Source organism: Chlamydia pneumoniae TW-183, assembly GCF_000007205.1.
In the GTDB taxonomy this organism is placed as follows: Bacteria; Chlamydiota; Chlamydiia; order Chlamydiales; family Chlamydiaceae; genus Chlamydia; species Chlamydia pneumoniae.
The window spans coordinates 381950-404226 of sequence record NC_005043.1 but is presented as its reverse complement, the minus strand read 5'-3'; the positions used below and the strand labels follow the sequence as shown (position 1 = coordinate 404226).

The following is a 22277-nucleotide window of genomic DNA, read 5'->3' as shown; positions in this document are numbered from 1 at the left end:
ATTCTCAGCGTACAATCTTTTCTTTATTGTTAGATAGGTGGTGCCTTGCATATAAGCTTTAGGATCGATAAGATAGAGCTTGGCAATTCTTAATTATGTACGATCACTCATGCAATCCTGGTTACAATCTTTACAAGAGCGAAATATTTTAGAGAATTTTACCGCAGGTTTGGAATCCGTAGAGGGACCTATCGCCGCTTATTTAGGATTTGATCCTACCGCACCTGCTCTACATATTGGTCATTGGATTGGGATTTGTTTCTTGAAGAGACTCGCTGCTCTGGGGATTACCCCCATAGCTTTAGTCGGGGGAGCCACAGGTATGGTTGGAGATCCCTCAGGGAAACAGAGCGAGAGATCGTTACTTCAGACAAGTGAAGTTTTTGATAACAGTCAAAAGATCACGGCGTGTCTCCAGCGCTATCTTCCCGGGGTGACTCTTGTAAATAATGCAGACTGGTTGCAGGAGATCTCCCTGATTGATTTCTTAAGGGATATAGGAAAACACTTTCGTTTAGGCCAAATGCTAGTGAAAGATACAATAAAGCAGCGGGTGCATTCTGATGAAGGAATTAGCTATACCGAGTTTAGCTATTTAATCCTGCAATCCTATGATTTTTATCACTTATTTAAAAATTATGGCACGATCTTGCAGTGCGGTGGTAGCGATCAGTGGGGGAATATTACTTCAGGAATCGATTTTATTCGCCGTAAAGGGTTGGGTCAGGCCTACGGCCTTACCTATCCTTTATTAACGAATGCTCAGGGGAAAAAAATAGGGAAAACAGAGTCGGGAACTGTATGGCTCGATTCAGATTTAACCTCTCCTTTTGAGCTGTACCAATACTTACTCCGTTTGCCCGATGATACCATCCCTAAAATTGCTCGTACGTTAACTTTATTGAGCAATGAAGAAATTCAAGATATTGATAGGCGTGTACAGACGGATCCAGTTGCAGTGAAGGAATTTGTAGCCCAAGATATCTTAAGTGCTATTCATGGAGATCTAGGGCTTGAAGAGGCTCTTTCTGTAACTCGTAGCATGCATCCAGGGAATCTTTCATCCTTATCGGAAAAAGATTTTCATGAATTGTTTGCAGGAGGGATGGGGGCCTCATTGGATAAATCCGAGGTGTTAGGGAAACGTTGGTTAGACCTATTTCTTGTTTTGGGACTATGTAAATCTAAAGGGGAAATTCGAAGGCTAATTGAACAAAAAGGGGTATATATTAATAATGTGCCCATCGCTAATGAGCATAGTGTTTGTGAAGAACAAGACATCTGTTATGGTCACTATGTGTTGTTGGCTCAAGGTAAAAAACGAAAGCTTGTTCTATATTTAAATTAGTTTAAGGAGGCTAGGTAGCTTTGCAAACGAATATTGGTCTTATTGGCTTAGCTGTCATGGGGAAAAATCTTGTCTTAAACATGATAGATCATGGTTTTTCTGTCTCTGTCTATAATCGGACCCCAGAGAAAACGCGGGACTTCTTGAAAGAATACCCTAACCACCGAGAGCTTGTAGGGTTTGAATCTTTAGAAGATTTTGTGAATTCATTGGAGAGACCACGAAAGATCATGTTGATGATTCAAGCAGGGAAACCTGTGGATCAGAGCATTCATGCGTTACTGCCTTTTCTAGAACCCGGCGATGTGATTATCGATGGGGGGAATAGCTATTTTAAAGATTCCGAACGACGATGTAAAGAGTTGCAAGAAAAGGGGATTCTCTTCTTAGGCGTGGGGATTTCTGGAGGAGAAGAAGGTGCACGTCACGGCCCATCAATTATGCCTGGAGGAAATCCTGAGGCGTGGCCATTAGTGGCTCCTATTTTTCAATCAATAGCAGCAAAAGTACAGGGCCGTCCCTGCTGTTCTTGGGTAGGAACTGGCGGTGCAGGCCACTATGTAAAGGCTGTTCACAATGGTATAGAATACGGCGATATCCAGTTGATATGCGAAGCTTACGGTATCTTAAGAGATTTCCTAAAGCTCTCCGCAACTGCCGTTGCTACAATTTTGAAAGAGTGGAATACTCTAGAGTTGGAAAGCTATCTAATTCGTATTGCTTCTGAAGTCCTAGCATTGAAAGATCCGGAAGGAATCCCTGTTATTGATACGATTTTAGATGTCGTGGGCCAAAAAGGTACAGGAAAGTGGACCGCAATCGATGCTTTAAATTCTGGAGTTCCCCTTTCCTTAATCATAGGAGCTGTTCTTGCTCGTTTCCTTTCTTCTTGGAAAGAGATACGCGAGCAAGCTGCCCGTAATTATCCAGGAACCCCCTTAATATTTGAAATGCCCCATGATCCCTCGGTATTCATACAAGATGTCTTTCATGCTTTATACGCTTCCAAGATCATCAGCTATGCTCAGGGATTCATGCTTTTAGGAGAAGCTTCAAAAGAATATAATTGGGGATTAGACCTAGGAGAAATTGCTTTGATGTGGCGCGGGGGATGCATTATTCAAAGTGCATTTTTAGATGTTATACATAAAGGATTTGCTGCCAACCCAGAGAATACCTCGCTCATCTTCCAAGAATATTTCCGTGGAGCATTACGCCATGCGGAGATGGGATGGCGTAGAACAGTAGTGACTGCAATTGGTGCAGGGCTACCTATTCCCTGTTTAGCAGCAGCAATCACGTTTTATGATGGCTATCGTACAGCAAGCTCTTCAATGTCGTTAGCTCAAGGACTGCGAGATTATTTTGGAGCTCATACCTACGAGCGTAACGATCGCCCTCGAGGAGAGTTCTATCATACCGATTGGGTGCACACGAAAACTACAGAAAGAGTGAAGTAAAAATAAAAAATCTCGAGAAGACCCTAGGTAGCTCGAGATTTAGTTCACCACTACCGAATTTTCAATTGTAAGCAGTGTGCTGATTTTAAGCGTCAATGTTAATCTAATTTTAGAACTTCAATGAAAGCTGTATTGGGAATGGAAACTTTTCCAAATTCCTTCATACGTTTTTTTCCTTTCTTTTGCTTTTCCCACAGCTTGCGTTTCCTAGTAATATCTCCGCCATAACACTTTGCGGTCACGTTCTTAGAAAGCGCACGAATCGTTTCTCTGGCAATGACTTTTTTGTTAATGGCAGCTTGGATGGGAATCTTGAAGAGTTGTTGTGGAATCACGTCCACAAGCTTTTCGCAGATACTTCTTCCACGAGATTCTGCTTTATCTCTATGGACTAAACAAGAAAAAGCATCTATGGGCTCCTCGTTAATAAGAACCTCTAATTTGATGATCGATCCCTTACGGTAATCCCCAAGACGGTAGTCAAAGGATCCATAACCTTTAGTTACTGACTTCAGCTTGTCATTGAAATCCGAGACAATCTCATTTAAAGGGAGTTCGTAAGCAAGAACTAGACGGTGCTGATCTAGCATTTCTGTTTTTACGCAGATCCCACGTTTATCTAAACAGAGGTTCATAATGTTGCTCAGATATTCTTGAGGGGTGATAATATTCACATGAACCCAAGGCTCTTCCACATGCTCGATGATCGCAGGATCCGGATATCCTGAGGGGTTATCAATATCTAGAACTTTCCCGTTTTTTAAGACGACTTTATAGATGACACTTGGAGCCGTTGCAATAATATCTAAGTCAAATTCTCGAATGATTCTTTCAAAGATAATCTCAAGATGAAGAAGTCCTAAGAAGCCACAACGAAAACCAAAGCCTAAAGAGTGACTGCTTTCTTGTTCTATAGTTAAAGCAGAATCATTGAGCTGTAGTCTTCCTAAAGCATCTTTCAAAGTATCAAAATCAGAAGAATCTATAGGATAAATTCCAGCAAAAACTACCGGATTGATCTCTTTGAAGCCTTCCAAAGGAGTTTTTGCAGGATGTTTTGTTTTCGTGACTGTATCGCCGATCTTCACATCCTTCACTTTTTTGAGATTGGCAATAAAAAAACCCACCTGACCAGGGCGTAAGGAACCTTCTATAAATGTTGCTTTAGGGAGAAAGGCCCCTATACCTAAGACTTCAAACGAGGAGCCTTTAGCCGCCATAAAAGTAATGCGGTCTCCTTTTTTTAATTCCCCGCTAATAATGCGTACGTAGACCATAATGCCAACGTAAGGGTCATAATGAGAATCAAAGACTAAAGCTTTAAGCTCTGTTTCTGCAGGTGCTTTTGGAGGAGGAACAAGATCGATAATTGCTTTCAGGATTGCAGGGATCCCCTGACCTGTTTTTGCAGAACAGGCAATAATGTTCGTAGTGTCTAGGCCTATATAATCTTCAATCTGTTGAGCAATTCTCACGGGATCAGCGGCAGGTAGATCAATCTTGTTTAATACAGGAATGATCTCTAAATCTCTTTCAAGGGCCAGGTAGACATTAGCAAGACTTTGTGCCTGCACCCCCTGGGCGGCATCTACAATAAGTAAGGCGCCCTCACATGCAGATAGAGATCGAGAGACTTCATACGAAAAGTCCACGTGACCAGGGGTATCAATCAGGTTCAGTTGATACACCTCTCCTTCATATAGATACGTCATGGTGACAGGATGAGCTTTAATTGTAATGCCACGCTCTCTTTCAAGATCCATGGAATCTAAGAGCTGCTCACGCATCTCCCGTTCTTCTACTGTGCTCGTACTTTCTAAAAGGCGATCAGCAATTGTAGACTTCCCGTGATCAATATGCGCTATGATTGAAAAATTGCGAATGTTCTCTATCTTATATTCTTTCAAAATGTACTGTAGTGTTATCTAGGTTTATTCCTGGTTTCATAAAGCTGCATTGAGAAGGCTCCTTCAGACAAAGACCAGCTTCTCAAATACTTTTGCGGACTGCATCTCTTTATTAGCAAAATGATCATGCGGTCATCTTTAGCTTTGGATAGATGAAAGTATAATAGATGAGATGTAGAAACCACAAGGGTTTAAAGTCGAATCTGATTTGAGGTAGAGTTCCAGAGTGGCTAGCAGTAGAAAAAACTAAGTGAGAAGAAGTGCTCTCCGTTAGTATGAAACTGATTCCCACTCAGGATTCTATAGAAAGGGAAACCGATTCTAAAAGAGATAAAAAAATATTTACCATTTACATATGTTCATCTAAAGTCCTTGCGGGTCATTTTTTCAGTCATTTAGACAAGCATAATAAAATTCATGAAAGCATTGGGGTTTGAGATAGTTAAATCGACTCGATCCAAGAGTATAAGAGAGGAATGAGTGTTCTTATGTCCGAGATAGTGCTCTTCAATGTAGTGAAGAACTGGAAAGTCAGGAGATCTATTTGAGTAGGAGTTCAGGTCTTCGCAATCGATTTTTTCAAGCTCTGGAGTCTATGTGAAAGAAATTTATAGAAGTAAAATAATTCCATGAATTCTAAAATGATTAGGAAAATAATATAACACGCTGATACTCAAGTCACAATGGAGCTTCTATGGTTAATATACAGCCTGTGTATAGGAATACCCAAGTCAACTATAGTCAGGCTACCCAATTTTCGGTGTGCCAGCCAGCGCTTAGCCTGATTATCGTTTCTGTTGTTGCTGCTGTACTCGCTATTGTAGCTTTGGTATGCAGTCAATCTCTTTTATCCATAGAGTTAGGAACTGCTCTTGTTCTAGTTTCTCTTATTCTTTTTGCTTCTGCTATGTTTATGATTTATAAGATGAGACAAGAACCTAAGGAGTTGCTGATCCCTAAGAAAATCATGGAACTCATCCAAGAACATTATCCAAGTATTGTTGTTGATTTTATTAGAGATCAGGAGGTTTCCATTTATGAGATACATCACTTGATCTCTATTCTTAATAAGACGAATGTTTTCGACAAAGCACCAGTATATTTACAAGAAAAACTCTTACAGTTTGGCATTGAGAAGTTCAAAGATGTACATCCAAGTAAGCTCCCTAATTTTGAAGAAATTCTTCTACAGCATTGCCCATTGCATTGGTTGGGACGTCTGGTATATCCCATGGTATCGGATGTCACTCCAGGAACCTATGGATACTATTGGTGTGGTCCTTTAGGACTGTACGAGAACGCTCCCTCTCTTTTTGAACGTCGATCTCTTCTATTGTTAAAGAAAATTAGCTTTGGAGAGTTTGCTCTTTTAGAAGATGGTCTCAAGAAAAACACGTGGAGTTCTTCGGAACTCGTTCAAATCAGACAAAACCTTTTTACAAGATATTATGCTGATAAAGAAGAGGTAGATGAAGCAGAGTTAAACGCTGATTACGAACAGTTTGATTCCCTCCTTCACCTTATTTTTTCTCACAAGCTCTCTTGAAAGCAAGTGCAATTATTTCAATATATGAATGAGTCCGGATGGGATTGGCTTTGTGATTTTGATTCTCAAGGCGAGGGATTCCAGTTATCACGTCTGGTTGGGCTGTTACATTCGTCCTGGGCATTATACGAAGCAAAAGAGCAATTTTACCTTCCTGAGGTTTCTCTATTGACCTGGGAAGAACTGATAGAAATGCAGTTGTTAAGCAAACCAACAAAACACGGGGTTGCAAAAGATCTTTGTAATGTATTTGAAAAACACTTTCAAAGGTTTAGACAGTACCTAGGTTCCTTAGATCTAAATCAAAGGTTCGAAAATACCTTCTTGAATTATCCTAAATACCATTTAGATAGGGAGTGAGAAAAAAATCCTAGGTCAGCTTGGCAGAAATTTTTGAAATCCTTAAGTGTTCGATCTGCATTTTTTTCGGGGATTGTAAAAAGTTTGCCTAATCTGAAGGGTAAGAGAGAGCTATTTTTCATGGGATTTTTTATTACAGGAAATTCTTGAATTAGAGATTTTTATTTACACATAATCTATACTGCCTTCAATAGATCTATATCTAAGGAGTTGGCTATGAGCATGACGATCGTTCCACATGCTTTATTTAAAAATCATTGCGAGTGTCATTCTACCTTTCCTTTGAGTTCAAGGACTATTGTAAGAATAGCCATTGCCAGCCTCTTTTGTATAGGTGCATTAGCAGCTTTAGGCTGTTTGGCTCCTCCCGTTTCTTATATTGTTGGGAGTGTTTTAGCTTTTATTGCCTTTGTCATTCTTTCTTTAGTAATTTTAGCTTTGATTTTTGGAGAGAAGAAGCTTCCACCAACACCAAGAATCATTCCTGATAGATTTACTCACGTGATAGATGAAGCTTATGGCCTTTCAATCTCTGCATTTGTAAGAGAACAGCAGGTAACATTAGCCGAGTTTAGACAATTTTCTACTGCCCTGTTGTGTAACATATCTCCTGAAGAGAAAATCAAACAATTGCCTTCTGAATTGCGAAGTAAAGTAGAGAGTTTTGGTATTAGCAGGCTCGCAGGTGATTTAGAAAAGAATAATTGGCCAATATTTGAAGATCTTTTAAGCCAAACCTGCCCGTTATATTGGCTTCAGAAATTTATATCAGCAGGAGATCCACAAGTTTGTAGAGACCTAGGTGTCCCTAGAGAATGTTATGGGTACTATTGGCTAGGGCCTTTGGGATACAGTACAGCTAAGGCTACAATTTTTTGTAAAGAGACGCATCATATTCTTCAACAATTAACGAAAGAGGACGTTCTTTTATTAAAAAACAAGGCTCTTCAAGAGAAATGGGATACTGGTGAAGTCAAAGCAATTGTAGAGCGTATCTACACTACCTATACGGCACGAGGAACTCTAAAGACCGAAGCAGGGGGACTTACAAAAGAGACAATCAGTAAGGAATTGCTATTGTTGAGCTTGCATGGCTATTCTTTTGATCAGCTACAGCTGATCACTCAACTTCCTAGAGATGCTTGGGATTGGCTGTGTTTTGTAGATAACAGTACCGCATACAACCTTCAGCTTTGTGCTCTTGTAGGAGCTTTGTCATCCCAAAATCTTCTTGACGAATCTTCTATCGATTTTGATGTAAACCTAGGCCTGTATGTGATTCAGGATCTAAAAGAAGCTGTTCAAGCATTTTCTGCTTCTGATGAGCCAAAGAAAGAACTAGGTAAATTCTTGTTAAGGCATTTGAGTTCAGTTTCTAAGCGATTAGAGAGTGTATTAAGACAGGGTCTTCACAGAATAGCTCTAGAGCATGGAAATGCCAGAGCTAGGGTTTATGACGTCAATTTTGTAACAGGAGCTAGAATTCATAGGAAGACGAGTATCTTCTTTAAAGACTAAACCAGGTAACTAGCTTTTTAGTCTCGAAAGGGGCTACGAGAGGGAGTAGAATTTTTCTTATTCCAAAATAGAAATCTCTAACCTATCAGCAGGGAGGACTCGTCTTCTTCAGGTTGGGAGAAGACGCTTCTCTTGAGTGGATGGACTGTTATAGGTGGTAAGCTTCTAAAGGTGGAATTATGAGTTGCTAAATTCTCAAGGAACATCGCTATATTGGTTGACTGACGACGGATCGTTTTAAACTGATCTAAACTAAGGAGTGTCAATGAAGAAAGAAATGCTTCGCTTTCTTTATGAATTAGGCCTTGTGTGTAGAGAGTACCAATTAGAGAGGCAAATTCCATGTCTTGGGGTCGTCCTGTATGGTCTAAAGTCAAGCAACAGAGGTTTTCCCATAAATCAGCCGGGACTGTTTTTATTAAGGACATCTGCTTCCACGAGTACCTATGCTTAAAAATACACAAGAGCAGGTTATAGAATTCATCCTCTTGAAGAGAGGGTTGAGATAGATGTTTATAGGATTGATACGCCGCATGATATTTAGCAAAGAGCTGCTGTTTCATAGTATTTAGATCACTATGATTCAGGTTCCACTCGCCATTTAATGCTGCATACTTAAGATGTTGAAAAACATCACGAGTTAAGACTCTAGCTAAAACTAATGTGTGTAGATTTAGAATAGAGGAATTTGTTGGTCTAAAATCTAAAGGAATCAACCAATAGGTAGGAAGCATCTCTGGTTTTATATAATCACTAAGGTCTTCTTCGAGGCTGCCTCCAATTTTCTTAACTCGATGGAGCTCTACAACCTTGCTGCCTGCAGAAATAAACTCTCCTAACCAGAAAAATGGAAATACCTTTTGTAAGATTTTTGGTAAAGAGGGGAAGAGGGGACGGGAAGAAGCAGCGCTTTCAAGTCTTTTAAGAGAAGCAGTACGGACTTCATTTTTTAAGCGTGCGATACCCTCGAACGTATCTATTTTCTGTTGTAGTTCTTCAGATACGTTGTAATTTGTAGATGATCCAACTTCAGAGTGCAATTGATTTAGAAGATCAATAAAACTTATGAGATCTTTAAGATTTGGTTTAGCTTCTGAAACAAAATCAGAGACAAATTTAGGATAGTGCGCCCTGATTCTATTTACGAGTTCTTGGGGGAATACTTGTTCTTTTGATGAAATCATAGGCGTGATTTTTTTTATTCCTAAAATCACACCAATCAAGGCTATTAATAATCCTAATCCTAACAATGCGCCACTTAGAATATAGGAAACAGGAGCTGCTACACACAAGAAAGCTATCAAAGCTCCGCAGAGTAAGATGGCACTGATAACAATATGAATAGTGGTTGAATTCTTTAATTCAAAATAATAATTACAAGAGCGATTATTTTGAATAACTGGCGAGGTTATATTACTCATACATTTCCTAGGCTCATCAATTTGCGTATTATATCGTAAATTTAACAAAAATCCTATTAATAGAAATGTTTTTATTTTTAAAATTTTTATTGAAATTGTTTTGTATTATTGATGAAAAGTTTTCATTGAAGATAGCTTCTAGAAGAAGAATAACGAGAGAGCTTGTTATGCTTTTTTTAAAAAAAGGGCGAGCCCCTTTTTGTTCTTTTCCCGATTGGGAATAACGTATTCTTTTTATAAAAATTAAAGATTTTTTTATATTTCTAAATCTCAATTATAAAAAGTCTTTCAAACGCAATTTGCTTGTAGGTATTGCAAATGATCAGACTCCCCTTATAGGGAAGATCGTATAGGGAGACTGCTTTCTATTTTTTTCTCTAGTTTGTAGGTTTGGGCGTGGAAAGCATACTGAGGTAAGCTTGATGTCCATTGTGAACTCGTATTACGAACAAATTGCCATCGTTTTAACAGATTTTGATGGTGCGTTGTATTTACGCATATCTTCTGAACAAGAGCACTCGCTGGGTGCATAGGACTTTCTTTTACTTTCTCTAGTAAAACCCTCAATTCTTTCCACGTCATGAAGTTCACTGTAGGTTCATAGTTAGAGGATACTGGATCGAACATATTTGTTTCAGTATTCAAAAAGCCTCCAAATGTTGCCATGGAACAGTGGCCTCCTGCTTTATCAAACTGACACAACATTTTCCAATTATCAGGATTTATAAGTTGAATCATCTGAGCCTGTTCCCAAGTGATACCATGAGAAAAGAAAAGAAATAAGAATTGTGAGATTCCTTGAACATCCTTCCGGAAAATCATATTGTGGGGGAGTTCCTTGAATATTTCTTCGCAGGTTTTTTTCACAGAAGGAGAATCCCATTGATTCTTAGACGCTTTACTATATAGGAACTTATACTGTGATTCTGAGATTAATGTTAGTAGAGGGCGTGTATAAGAGTGGAAAATAGTTGTATATCCTTTATGAAACGCTAAGGGCCCAAGTAAACCATAAACTTTTTGTGTTTTATTTAATCCGATTTCCCCAGCAACAGATTCAGTTTTGTCTATAAAATGGGAGAGCCAGTATAACGGGCAGTTTTGAAGAAGAATCTCTTCGAACTCTGGAAACAGGGTTAAATCTATAGATTTTAGAATATCGATCCCGAAAGCCTCTGCTTTTTTATGTAAATTCGGAGGCAGGTCTGTACCGCTTTTCCAGCAATTAATAAATATTTTTAATTCGTTAACAGTCAGGGAGTGTGTTTTCACGAAATAAAAGACTTCTTTAGGATAGCGATTGTAAATAATCTTCTGAAGTTCGTTGGGGATGGGCAGAACCTTTGATTTAGCTAGCAGTGCTACGACTAGCGTTATAATCAAGATTACGATAGCGGCTAAAGCTAAAGTTCCTCCAATAGCATAGCTAATCGGCGCAGCAAGGAAAACAAAAGAAAGTGCGCTAACAAGAGCTAGAACAAGCCCAAGAATGAGTCGGGCAATTGTCCTAATTTTTAAAGAACAAGATCTATGACATTCGCAGTCATTTTTTAAAAATATATGGGGAACTAGTGTTAAAGGACTACACTTCATAGTACAACCAGAATGTCTCACGGTTATTATAACCTTTTGATTGAAAAAAGCGTACGAATTCGTGAAATGGGAGTTAATAAAAAAAATCCCTACCCACTAAAAAGCAGGTAGGGATCAACAAGAGTAAGAGAAGCAACTCTATGAAGAAGCAGGAGCTGAATCTTCTTGAGCCACTTCTTGTTCTTTAAGAGCAGACTGCGCTAAGAATAGTTTGTTTAACTTAGTTGCAGAAACCAACCAAATAGCAATGATGAAAAGAAGAATCACTGCAAGATAAGGGGTCATAGCTCCAATACTTCCACAGATAACGAGCAAACCTTGTTGGATTAAAGCTCCTCCTGATTTTCCGAAGCGGGCAGCAACTACATCAATAGCAGCCTTACCTTTGACTTTTTGCTCTTGGTCAAGAGGGATATAGGCCATTTCTTTAGTTGAGTCAAAGAGAGCGTATTTTGTGGATTTCGAAAGAATATTCTGTATAGCTCCGACAACCACAGCTAGCATGAGAGGAGTTGTACCGAACATAGCGACCAGCCCAGAAGCTTGGTTTCTAAAGATAACAAGAGCGAAGAAAACGATACCTGTTAGGAGAACCATGACAGGAGTGACTAGGGCTCCAGTTAACCATCCAAATTTACGAATGACGTTACCACCAACAAATAGCATGATAAGTACGGATACTACGCCAGTCCAGAAGGAGAAGTTCCCCATGAACTCACTATAGTCATTCATATTAGGATATTGCAGTTTCAGCTGACTTTTCCAAGTCACTTCGATTAAGTTAATGCAAATACCATAGGCAATAACCAAGAGAGCTAATAAAAGAATATAAGGAGATCTAGCAAGATAGAGGAAGCTATCTTTCATATTCATTTTAGGTTTAGCACCTTTTTTCCCCTTTTGCATTTCTTCTGGATTATAGAAGCGAGGATCGGTCAATACGTTCTTATTGATCCACCAGTAACTGGCCATAAGAACAAGTCCAGATACAATAGTCATAGCCATCAAAAGACGTAAAGAAATTCCCCAAGGATCTACACCTTCAGAAACGGAAGCTCTCAACTTTGAAGCCCAAACAATTGCACGACCAGAAGCTAGTAAAGAAATATTAGCTCCGATACCGAAAAGAGCGTAGAAACGCTTTGCTTCGTGGATTTTTGTAATTTCATTAGCAAATCCCCAGAACATTAGAGATAGCATGACGCTTCCCCATAGTTCAGCAAGTACATAAAATGCAGCAAATGTCCAGTTTCTTAAGATGGCAACGAGTCCTAGCAATCCTGGAGGTAGGATGGCCTGTAAACGGTCAGCAAATTCTGTAGGATGTAAAACATCGCGTAGCGGATAAATTACAGTCGGGAACAGGGCAAAGAAAATTAAAAAGGGCGTTCCCACTGCATAAAATAAGGCCTGCTTACTTAAAATATTACTTAGCTTTGCATAAATAAGCATAAAGATAATAGCACAGGGGACAACAAGCCAAAACTTGATGAAAGGTATTGCCTCTGCACCAGAACCAGGAGCTCCCACAATAAGAGTGTCTTTTGTATCGCGTAACACCGTATAGTTAAATGTAATACAGAAGAACATTAGGAACATTGGCAGAACTTTCTTTAGCTCGTGAGTATGTATCGGCCACAAGAAAGAGCGCAATTTTCCAAAAGGTTTTTCTTCGGTTTTTGTCATATTTACCCTCTGAAATACTTTTATTTTCTATTCTGATAGTTTTTTATTTCGTTGTGGACTAACTTGAATTGTTTCCATTTCGAAAGACCTTATAATATACCATCTTTTCTCTCTATTGACAAGAGGAAAGGGATACTCCTAAGGGATAAGAGTTCTTAGGCGACTTTATTGCTAAGTCGCCTGTAAAATTTATTTTTTAATTAAACGAAAGGAGAGGTAACTTCAAGGTTGGGAGAGCTTACAGCCTTCACAGCTTCGACGTAGGCATTCCATAGCTCTACGCTCACGATACCGTTGCGAATCGAACGAATTAACTCCCTTTTTAAAGAAGTTAACGGTTTTTTAGGGCTAAAGCGAGCGAGGAGGTCTTTGTCTCCAACTTGTCTTGCCAGTTCTAAAACGCGTTCAATATCTGTTTTAGTAAAGTTAATAAAGTCACGACGTTTTTTAGAGCCTCTAGGAGCTCTAGGCTTAGGATTAATTGTGCGTGGGGTTTCCGATTCTAAAATAAATGTTTTTAACATTTTTAAAAGTTGTTCGGGAGCAGCGCTTTTCATCTTTTTTAGAGTGAAATGATGCATATAACCGCCGCTAGGGCCTGGAAGATAGCGACATAAATCGTTTTCTTTGTTTCCGCAGACTCTTTTAATAGCTTTTCCGATCAGTTTTTCTATTTCTTCTTTTATATGTGATTGTTCTACGGCCATGAAACCCACCTTTTATAATTGATGCTTACATATTTTACAAGAAAGAATGTGGCATACTTTCAATTTAATGTTTAGAGAAATAAAATTAAAGCGCTGTTTTAATCAATCAGCGAACATAAATTATATTGCAAGTTCTCCTTTTTGCAATATTTTTCCTCTCAGGATCTTTTTGTTTCTTAACAAAATTCAAAACATAAAAATCGTAAAGTAAAGAAGATTTTTTCTATAACATTTTGTTTTCTTATAAAACAAACGGGTTTTCTAATTTTTTTAAAACTATCCTGAACAAAGATATTTCTTTCATTTCTATTAGTTGTATTTCTTGCTGGATAAAATATATTTTGAATAGAACTTGTTTTTCTGGTACTTTGCTTTTTCATTAGTTTCTGGGATCGAAAAATGTAAATAATAAATCTTTTAGATCGGGTTATAGCTTTGATGTTTGGTGGTTCGTTAAGTGGTTTTTAATGGATCTTAAAAAATGCTTCTAGAGAGATGGATGCGAAAATGGGATATATATTTAAAGTGATGCGTTGGATTTTCTGTTTCGTGGCATGTGGTATAACTTTTGGATGTACCAATTCTGGGTTTCAGAATGCAAATTCACGTCCTTGTATACTATCCATGAATCGCATGATTCATGATTGTGTTGAAAGAGTCGTGGGGAATAGGCTTGCTACCGCTGTTTTGATCAAAGGATCCTTAGACCCTCATGCGTATGAGATGGTTAAAGGGGATAAGGACAAGATTGCTGGAAGTGCCGTAATTTTTTGTAACGGCCTGGGTCTTGAGCATACATTAAGTTTGCGGAAGCATTTAGAAAATAATCCCAATAGTGTCAAGTTAGGGGAGCGGTTGATAGCGCGTGGGGCCTTTGTTCCTCTAGAAGAAGACGGTATTTGCGATCCTCATATCTGGATGGATCTTTCTATTTGGAAGGAAGCTGTCATAGAAATTACAGAAGTTCTCATTGAAAAGTTCCCTGAATGGTCTGCTGAATTTAAAGCAAATAGTGAGGAACTTGTTTGTGAAATGTCTATTTTAGATTCTTGGGCGAAACAATGCTTGAGCACAATTCCTGAAAATTTACGGTATCTTGTCTCAGGTCATAATGCGTTCAGTTACTTTACACGTCGCTATTTAGCTACTCCTGAAGAAGTGGCTTCCGGAGCATGGAGGTCTCGTTGTATTTCTCCTGAGGGTCTATCTCCAGAAGCTCAAATCAGTGTTCGTGATATTATGGCGGTTGTAGATTATATTAATGAGCATGATGTCAGTGTGGTTTTCCCTGAGGATACTCTGAACCAAGATGCGTTGAAAAAAATTGTTTCTTCTCTGAAGAAAAGTCATTTAGTTCGTCTAGCTCAAAAACCATTGTATAGTGATAATGTGGACGACAATTATTTTAGCACCTTTAAACATAATGTCTGCCTTATCACAGAAGAATTAGGAGGGGTGGCTCTTGAATGTCAAAGATGAGACTTTTTGGTCTGTACACAACCTTTGTGTAAACTATGAGCATGCAGCCGTTCTTTATCACATATCCTTTTCCTTGGGAAAGGGGTCATTAACTGCTATTTTAGGTCCTAATGGAGCTGGTAAAAGCACTCTCTTAAAGGCTTCCTTAGGCCTGATCAAACCCTCTTCGGGGACTGTTTATTTTTTTAATCAAAAATTTAAGAAGGTGCGTCAGCGCATAGCCTATATGCCTCAGAGAGCTAGCGTGGATTGGGATTTTCCAATGACTGTCTTAGATTTAGCCCTTATGGGGTGTTACAGCTATAAAGGAATGTGGGGGAGAATTTCTTCGGATGATCGAAGGGAGGCCTTTCATATTTTAGAAAGAGTTGGTTTGGAATCCGTAGCAGATAGACAAATAGGACAGCTCTCAGGAGGACAGCAACAAAGAGCATTTTTAGCACGTGCTTTGATGCAAAAAGCAGATCTATATCTTATGGATGAGTTGTTTTCAGCGATTGATATGGCTTCGTTTAAAACATCTGTAGGGGTTTTGCAAGAGCTGCGAGATCAGGGAAAGACTATCGTCGTTGTTCATCATGACTTGAGTCATGTGCGTCAACTATTTGATCATGTGGTTTTATTGAATAAGCGTTTGATTTGTTGTGGCCCTACTGATGAATGTCTGAATGGAGACACTATTTTCCAAACGTATGGTTGTGAAATTGAACTTTTGGAACAAACCCTGAAGCTCTCTCGAGGAAAACAATTTGGATCGTGCTGATTATGCTCAGTTGTGTTTTTTCTGATACGATTTTCTTATCTAGTTTTTTAGCTGTCACTTTGATTTGTATGACCACAGCTTTGTGGGGGACAATTCTCTTGATTAGCAAGCAGCCTCTTTTAAGCGAAAGTTTATCTCACGCGTCGTATCCAGGACTTCTAGTTGGAGCTTTGATGGCGCAATATGTTTTCTCATTGCAAGCTTCTATTTTTTGGATTGTGTTGTTTGGGTGTGCTGCTTCGGTATTTGGTTATGGGATCATTGTTTTCTTAGGGAAAGTATGTAAATTACATAAAGACTCCGCCCTTTGTTTTGTTCTTGTGGTATTCTTTGCTATCGGAGTGATTTTAGCCAGTTATGTCAAGGAAAGTAGCCCTACGCTATACAATCGCATTAACGCCTATCTATATGGGCAAGCAGCCACTTTAGGTTTTCTTGAAGCTACGTTGGCTGCGATCGTCTTTTGTGCTTCGTTATTTGCTTTATGGTGGTGGTATCGACAAATTGTTGTGACTACTTTTGATAAAGATTTTGCTGTTACTTGTGGCTTAAAGACTGTTCTTTATGAAGCACTCAGTCTAATTTTTATATCGTTGGTGATCGTAAGTGGAGTTCGAAGCGTAGGGATTGTTTTAATTTCTGCTATGTTTGTGGCTCCTTCTTTAGGTGCTCGTCAGCTTTCCGATCGTCTAAGTACAATTCTTATCCTTTCTGCATTCTTTGGAGGGATTAGCGGAGCTTTAGGAAGCTATATCTCTGTAGCATTCACATGTCGTGCTATTATAGGGCAACAGGCGGTGCCTGTAACCTTGCCTACGGGACCTTTGGTTGTCATTTGTGCTGGATTATTGGCCGGTCTATGTTTGCTTTTTTCTCCAAAATCTGGGTGGGTCATTCGTTTTGTCCGTAGGAAGCACTTTTCGTTTTCAAAGGATCAAGAACACCTTTTAAAGGTGTTTTGGCATATTTCTCATAATCGTTTAGAGAACATTAGTGTTCGAGATTTTGTCTGTAGTTATAAGTATCAGGAGTATTTTGGGCCTAAGCCTTTCCCTAGATGGAGAGTTCAGATTTTAGAATGGCGGGGTTATGTTAAAAAAGAACAAGATTATTATCGACTCACAAAAAAAGGAAGAAGTGAGGCCTTAAGATTAGTTCGTGCTCACAGATTATGGGAATCGTATCTTGTGAATTCTTTAGATTTTAGCAAGGAAAGTGTTCATGAGTTGGCTGAGGAAATAGAGCATGTTCTTACTGAAGAATTGGATCATACCTTGACAGAGATTCTCAATGATCCTTGTTATGATCCTCATCGACAAATTATCCCAAATAAAAAAAAGGAAGTCTAATGGCTTTGGGACCTTCTCCTTATTATGGAGTATCTTTTTTCCAATTTTTTTCAGTATTTTTTTCGAGACTGTTTTCTGGAAGTCTTTTCACGGGTTCTCTCTATATTGATGATATTCAGATTATAGTATTCCTTGCTATTTCCTGTTCAGGTGCTTTTGCAGGAACTTTTTTAGTCTTGCGAAAGATGGCTATGTATGCGAATGCTGTCTCTCATACTGTCCTTTTTGGTTTGGTCTGTGTTTGTTTGTTTACGCATCAACTGACGACCCTCTCTTTGGGTACCTTGACTCTTGCAGCAATGGCAACAGCTATGCTGACAGGGTTTCTTATTTACTTTATTCGTAATACTTTTAAAGTTTCAGAAGAGAGCAGCACCGCTCTAGTCTTTTCTTTATTATTCTCTCTGAGCCTTGTTTTGTTAGTCTTTATGACAAAGAATGCTCATATAGGAACGGAGCTTGTGTTAGGAAACGCAGATTCTTTAACGAAAGAGGATATTTTCCCTGTCACTATTGTGATTTTGGCTAATGCTGTAATTACTATTTTTGCGTTCCGTAGCTTAGTTTGTTCTTCTTTCGATTCTGTATTTGCCTCTTCTTTAGGAATTCCTATTCGGTTGGTTGATTATTTGATTATTTTTCAACTTTCTGCATGTCTTGTAGGAGCTTTTAAGGCTGTAGGTGTATTAATGGCACTTGCTTTTCTGATCATTCCATCGCTTATTGCTAAGGTTATTGCAAAATCGATAAGGAGTCTTATGGCTTGGTCGTTAGTTTTTAGTATTGGTACAGCATTTTTAGCTCCTGCATCTTCGAGAGCAATTCTTAGTGCTTATGATTTGGGGTTATCGACTTCGGGAATCTCTGTAGTGTTCTTGACGATGATGTACATCGTGGTTAAATTTATAAGCTATTTTCGAGGCTATTTTTCTAAAAATTTTGAAAAAATAAGTGAGAAAAGTTCTCAATATTAGCAGTGATTTAAAAGAATGAAATTTTAGAGTTTAGTCCACTTTAGTTAGAAATAGTATCAATAGAGAATTGACAATTCCTCGACTTGCGGAGTATGATTCTCTTTTTCACCTAGTTAAAGGTAGCATGCTTGAAACATTTAGCCGTTCTTGGGTCAACAGGTAGTATTGGCCGTCAAACATTAGAGATTGTGCGGCGCTATCCTTCAGAATTTAAAATTATTTCTATGGCTTCTTATGGAAATAATCTAAGGTTATTTTTTCAGCAACTAGAGGAGTTTGCTCCGTTAGCCGCAGCGGTCTATAACGAAGAGGTTTATAACGAGGCCTGTCAGCGATTCCCCCATATGCAATTTTTCCTAGGCCAGGAGGGTTTAACCCAACTTTGTATCATGGATACAGTCACTACTGTCGTTGCTGCTTCTTCAGGAATCGAGGCGCTACCCGCGATTCTAGAGTCGATGAAAAAAGGAAAAGCACTAGCTTTAGCAAACAAAGAAATTTTAGTTTGTGCTGGCGAATTGGTTTCTAAGACTGCAAAGGAAAATGGTATAAAAGTTCTTCCTATTGATAGCGAGCATAATGCTTTGTATCAATGTTTAGAAGGCAGGACGATTGAGGGAATCAAGAAACTGATTCTTACAGCTTCTGGAGGGCCTCTGCTCAACAAGTCTTTAGAAGAGCTTTCTTGTGTAACAAAACAAGATGTTTTGAACCATCCTATATGGAATATGGGTTCAAAAGTGACTGTGGACTCATCCACATTGGTCAATAAGGGACTCGAAATTATCGAGGCGTATTGGCTGTTTGGTTTAGAAAATATTGAAATCCTGGCTGTAATTCATCCTCAGAGCTTAATCCATGGTATGGTAGAGTTTTTAGATGGGAGTGTGATTTCTATCATGAATCCGCCTGATATGCTCTTCCCAATACAATACGCTTTAACAGCTCCAGAGCGTTTTGCATCTCCTAGGGATGGTATGGATTTTTCGAAGAAACAAACTTTAGAATTTTTTCCGGTAGATGAGGAGCGATTTCCTAGTATCCGTTTAGCACAACAGGTATTAGAGAAACAGGGGTCTTCTGGAAGCTTTTTTAATGCAGCCAATGAAGTATTAGTGCGGAGGTTCCTTTGCGAAGAGATTTCTTGGTGTGACATTTTACGCAAATTAACGACTCTTATGGAATGTCATAAGGTTTATGCCTGCCACTCTTTAGAAGATATTTTAGAAGTAGATGGTGAGGCTAGAGCTCTTGCTCAAGAAATATAATCGAGTAGGTATATGACAATAATCTATTTTATTCTAGCAGCCCTAGCTTTAGGGATTTTAGTGTTAATTCATGAACTTGGTCATCTGGTAGTAGCAAAAGCTGTAGGAATGGCTGTAGAGAGTTTTAGCATAGGCTTTGGTCCTGCTTTATTTAAAAAGCGTATAGGCGGCATAGAATATCGCATTGGATGCATTCCTTTTGGAGGCTATGTTCGTATCAGAGGTATGGAACGTACCAAAGAAAAAGGGGAGAAGGGGAAGATAGACTCTGTCTATGATATTCCTCAGGGATTTTTTAGTAAGTCTCCTTGGAAACGCATTCTGGTTCTTGTTGCTGGTCCTCTTGCCAATATTTTATTAGCTGTCTTGGCTTTCAGCATTCTTTACATGAATGGGGGAAGAAGTAAAAATTATAGCGACTGTTCTAAAGTGGTAGGTTGGGTCCATCCTGTTTTACAGGCAGAAGGATTGCTCCCTGGAGACGAGATTCTTACGTGTAATGGTAAGCCTTATGTGGGAGATAAGGACATGCTAACAACCTCTTTATTAGAGGGGCATCTCAATCTAGAAATCAAACGTCCTGGCTATTTGACAGTTCCTAGCAAAGAGTTCGCTATTGATGTTGAGTTTGATCCCACAAAATTCGGGGTTCCCTGTTCTGGAGCGAGTTATCTTTTGTATGGCAACCAGGTGCCCCTAACGAAGAACTCTCCTATGGAGAATTCAGAGCTACGTCCGAATGATCGTTTCGTTTGGATGGATGGCACACTTCTTTTCTCAATGGCTCAGATATCTCAGATACTCAATGAGTCTTATGCTTTTGTGAAAGTAGCACGGAATGACAAAATCTTCTTTTCTCGTCAACCTAGGGTATTGGCTTCCGTTTTACATTACACTCCCTACCTTCGTAATGAGCTTATAGATACGCAGTATGAGGCTGGACTTAAAGGCAAGTGGTCTTCGTTATATACATTGCCTTATGTAATCAATAGTTATGGATACATAGAAGGTGAACTTACTGCTATAGATCCAGAGTCTCCTTTGCCACAACCTCAAGAGAGGCTACAGCTTGGGGATCGCATTCTAGCTATTGATGGAACTCCTGTTTCTGGAAGTGTAGATATTTTACGTCTTGTTCAGAACCATCGGGTCTCTATTATTGTTCAGCAGATGAGTCCGCAAGAACTTGAAGAGGTGAATTCTCGAGATGCTGATAAGCGGTTTATCGCCTCTTATCATTCCGAAGATCTGTTACAAATTTTGAACCATTTAGGAGAGTCTCACCCAGTAGAAGTCGCGGGTCCTTATCGTCTTCTTGACCCTGTTCAGCCTCGTCCTTGGATTGATGTTTATTCTTCGGAGAGTTTGGATAAACAGTTGGAAGTAGCTAAGAAGATTAAGAACAAGGATAAACAAAGATACTATTTGGAGCGTCTTGATGCTGAGAAGCAAAAACCATCTTTAGGGATTTCTTTGAAAGATCTTAAGGTGAGGTATAATCCTTCACCTGTGGTTATGTTATCAAATATTACTAAGGAAAGTTTGATCACCTTGAAAGCTTTAGTTACTGGACATCTGAGTCCACAATGGCTTTCAGGACCTGTGGGTATTGTGCAGGTTTTACATACAGGATGGTCGGTAGGGTTTTCTGAAGTGCTCTTTTGGATCGGTCTAATTAGTATGAATTTGGCTGTCTTGAATTTGCTTCCTATTCCTGTTTTGGATGGAGGTTATATCCTTCTATGTTTGTGGGAGATAGTCACAAGAAGACGTTTGAATATGAAGATTGTGGAAAGGATTTTGGTTCCGTTCACTTTTTTATTGATCATCTTCTTTATTTTTCTAACTTTTCAGGATTTATTTCGTTTTTTTGGTTAAGGCTCCATTTTTTTGGAAATCCGTAAAGGTTGTAAGGACGAGAACCAAAGCAGTGTATAACGTAGATGTCTTGGTTAGGGTAAGGCTTAAGTCTTGAGTTCTTTTGTTTGTCTTCCATAACAGTTTGTTCTAAAGCTGCTTCGGGAACGTGCTCGATTATCGGGGTTGTATTTCCTTCTTTTAAAAACTCTTTCATAAGATAGAGCGACTTCCGATTAGTAATGATGTAGGTATGACTCGTGTGGATCACGTAAGCTTTATGTGGAGTATCTAGCTTTGTCTCTATAGTGCATACCTTACCATCGTTTTCATAGGGCAGGCGGAAAGGAAGGAATTTGCTATGTCTGTTCCCACTAAGAATGAGAACGTCTAAAGACGAAGGGAGTTTCCCGACATTTAACATCTTTGTGGGGCAGTAGGTAAGAAGCTGTCGTCCTAATTTTCCTCCAAATACGAACTGTACGAATTTCACACAGCGGTAGCGTCTAGCTAGTGTAGACCCTGCGTTCGGAGGAGCCATGAGAATAGCTTTTCCTTTTTTGGCTTCTTCGGGGCAATCAGGGTGAGCGAGTGCTACACGAACAATGACTCCTCCAATAGAATGAGTTACGAAGTTTATAGGGACTCCAGGCTTAAGTTCAGCTATTTTTTTCAGCAAGCGATTGAGATGTTCAGCATGCTTTTCTAGAGTAAACTTGCGCGTCTCATAATTCCAAATAAAGACATCGTAATGTTCTTTTTCTAGAACGCGAGCAATAGGTTTTAAAGATGTATAAGATCTTAAAAACGCATGCACGCAGACCACGGATTCTTTTTGTTTTGAGGTTTCCTTTAATCCCCCAATTCCAGATGGAAGGGTTTGGATTACCGAGGTTTCCGAGAATAAAGGATTACCCACAGCTAAAAAGAGTATAGTTAATAAAAATTTCTTCATGTGTCACCGATATAATTATTTTAAATAAGTTTTTTATTAAAAAAGAATATGTTTATTAAAACTTATTTATAAAAATAACTAATTCG

The 22277-nt window shown here is 39.0% G+C and carries 15 protein-coding genes and 1 pseudogene; 10 read left to right on the top strand and 6 right to left on the bottom strand.

Going from position 1 to position 22277, the window contains the following annotated elements; translation table 11 throughout:
* Positions 1-109: 109 nt before the first annotated feature.
* Together tyrS and gnd are read left to right on the top strand one after the other, a co-directional pair.
* A complete protein-coding gene (gene tyrS / locus CPB_RS01835; protein WP_010892051.1) occupies positions 110-1348 on the top strand; it encodes a tyrosine--tRNA ligase in 1239 nt (412 codons plus the stop codon).
* 20 nt (positions 1349-1368) lie between these two features.
* Positions 1369-2808: a decarboxylating NADP(+)-dependent phosphogluconate dehydrogenase gene (gnd, locus tag CPB_RS01830; protein WP_010883003.1), complete on the top strand. Its 1440-nt coding sequence runs from the start codon at positions 1369-1371 to the stop codon at positions 2806-2808.
* 98 nt (positions 2809-2906) lie between these two features.
* Here gnd and lepA read toward each other — a convergent pair whose 3' ends face one another.
* The gene (gene lepA / locus CPB_RS01825) at positions 2907-4715 is read right to left on the bottom strand and encodes a translation elongation factor 4 (RefSeq protein WP_010883002.1); all 1809 of its coding nucleotides are present in this window, start codon (positions 4713-4715) and stop codon (positions 2907-2909) included.
* 694 nt (positions 4716-5409) lie between these two features.
* On the opposite strand from lepA, the pseudogene CPB_RS05800 reads away from it, so the two are divergent.
* A pseudogene (locus tag CPB_RS05800) lies at positions 5410-6621 on the top strand (DUF1389 domain-containing protein).
* 222 nt (positions 6622-6843) lie between these two features.
* Positions 6844-8139 (top strand): DUF1389 domain-containing protein, encoded by a 1296-nt coding sequence (locus tag CPB_RS01805; protein WP_233417556.1) that lies wholly within the window; start codon positions 6844-6846, stop codon positions 8137-8139.
* A 77-nt stretch (positions 8140-8216) separates the two neighbouring features.
* Here CPB_RS01805 and CPB_RS01800 read toward each other — a convergent pair whose 3' ends face one another.
* From CPB_RS01800 to CPB_RS01780, 4 genes are all read right to left on the bottom strand, one after another.
* Complete coding sequence (locus CPB_RS01800) at positions 8217-9560, bottom strand: DUF1389 domain-containing protein (protein WP_010882997.1); 1344 nt, start codon at positions 9558-9560, stop codon at positions 8217-8219.
* Between the two features lie 333 nt (positions 9561-9893).
* Complete coding sequence (locus CPB_RS01790) at positions 9894-11174, bottom strand: DUF1389 domain-containing protein (protein WP_011126113.1); 1281 nt, start codon at positions 11172-11174, stop codon at positions 9894-9896.
* Between the two features lie 117 nt (positions 11175-11291).
* On the bottom strand, positions 11292-12839 hold the full coding sequence (gene npt1, locus CPB_RS01785) for an NTP/NDP exchange transporter Npt1 (RefSeq protein ID WP_010882994.1): 1548 nt from the start codon (positions 12837-12839) through the stop codon (positions 11292-11294).
* A 200-nt stretch (positions 12840-13039) separates the two neighbouring features.
* The gene (locus CPB_RS01780) at positions 13040-13546 is read right to left on the bottom strand and encodes a DNA binding protein DdbA (protein ID WP_010882993.1); all 507 of its coding nucleotides are present in this window, start codon (positions 13544-13546) and stop codon (positions 13040-13042) included.
* Positions 13547-14041: 495 nt separating this feature from the next.
* Here CPB_RS01780 and CPB_RS01770 point away from each other — a divergent pair, with 495 nt between their 5' ends.
* The 6 genes from CPB_RS01770 (at position 14042) to CPB_RS01745 (ending at position 21257) form a co-directional block, all read left to right on the top strand.
* Positions 14042-15025: a metal ABC transporter solute-binding protein, Zn/Mn family gene (locus tag CPB_RS01770; RefSeq protein ID WP_010882992.1), complete on the top strand. Its 984-nt coding sequence runs from the start codon at positions 14042-14044 to the stop codon at positions 15023-15025.
* Complete coding sequence (locus tag CPB_RS01765; protein WP_010882991.1) at positions 15009-15788, top strand: metal ABC transporter ATP-binding protein; 780 nt, start codon at positions 15009-15011, stop codon at positions 15786-15788. The genes CPB_RS01770 and CPB_RS01765 overlap by 17 nt, the downstream gene beginning before the upstream one ends.
* 2 nt (positions 15789-15790) lie before the next feature.
* Positions 15791-17137 carry an iron chelate uptake ABC transporter family permease subunit gene (locus CPB_RS01760; RefSeq protein WP_010882990.1) on the top strand — a complete coding sequence of 449 codons (1347 nt, stop codon included), beginning with the start codon at positions 15791-15793 and terminating at the stop codon, positions 17135-17137.
* Positions 17137-18111 carry a metal ABC transporter permease gene (locus CPB_RS01755; protein WP_010882989.1) on the top strand — a complete coding sequence of 325 codons (975 nt, stop codon included), beginning with the start codon at positions 17137-17139 and terminating at the stop codon, positions 18109-18111. The genes CPB_RS01760 and CPB_RS01755 overlap by 1 nt, the downstream gene beginning before the upstream one ends.
* Positions 18112-18239: 128 nt before the next feature.
* Positions 18240-19379: a 1-deoxy-D-xylulose-5-phosphate reductoisomerase gene (gene dxr, locus CPB_RS01750; RefSeq protein WP_011126111.1), complete on the top strand. Its 1140-nt coding sequence runs from the start codon at positions 18240-18242 to the stop codon at positions 19377-19379.
* A 12-nt stretch (positions 19380-19391) separates the two neighbouring features.
* Entirely contained in the window at positions 19392-21257 is a 1866-nt protein-coding gene (locus CPB_RS01745) for a M50 family metallopeptidase (protein WP_010892060.1), read from the top strand.
* Here the strand turns inward: CPB_RS01745 and CPB_RS01740 are convergent.
* Positions 21214-22191 (bottom strand): esterase/lipase family protein, encoded by a 978-nt coding sequence (locus CPB_RS01740; RefSeq protein WP_010892061.1) that lies wholly within the window; start codon positions 22189-22191, stop codon positions 21214-21216. The two genes, CPB_RS01745 and CPB_RS01740, sit on opposite strands and share 44 nt — an antisense overlap.
* Positions 22192-22277 lie beyond the last annotated feature (86 nt).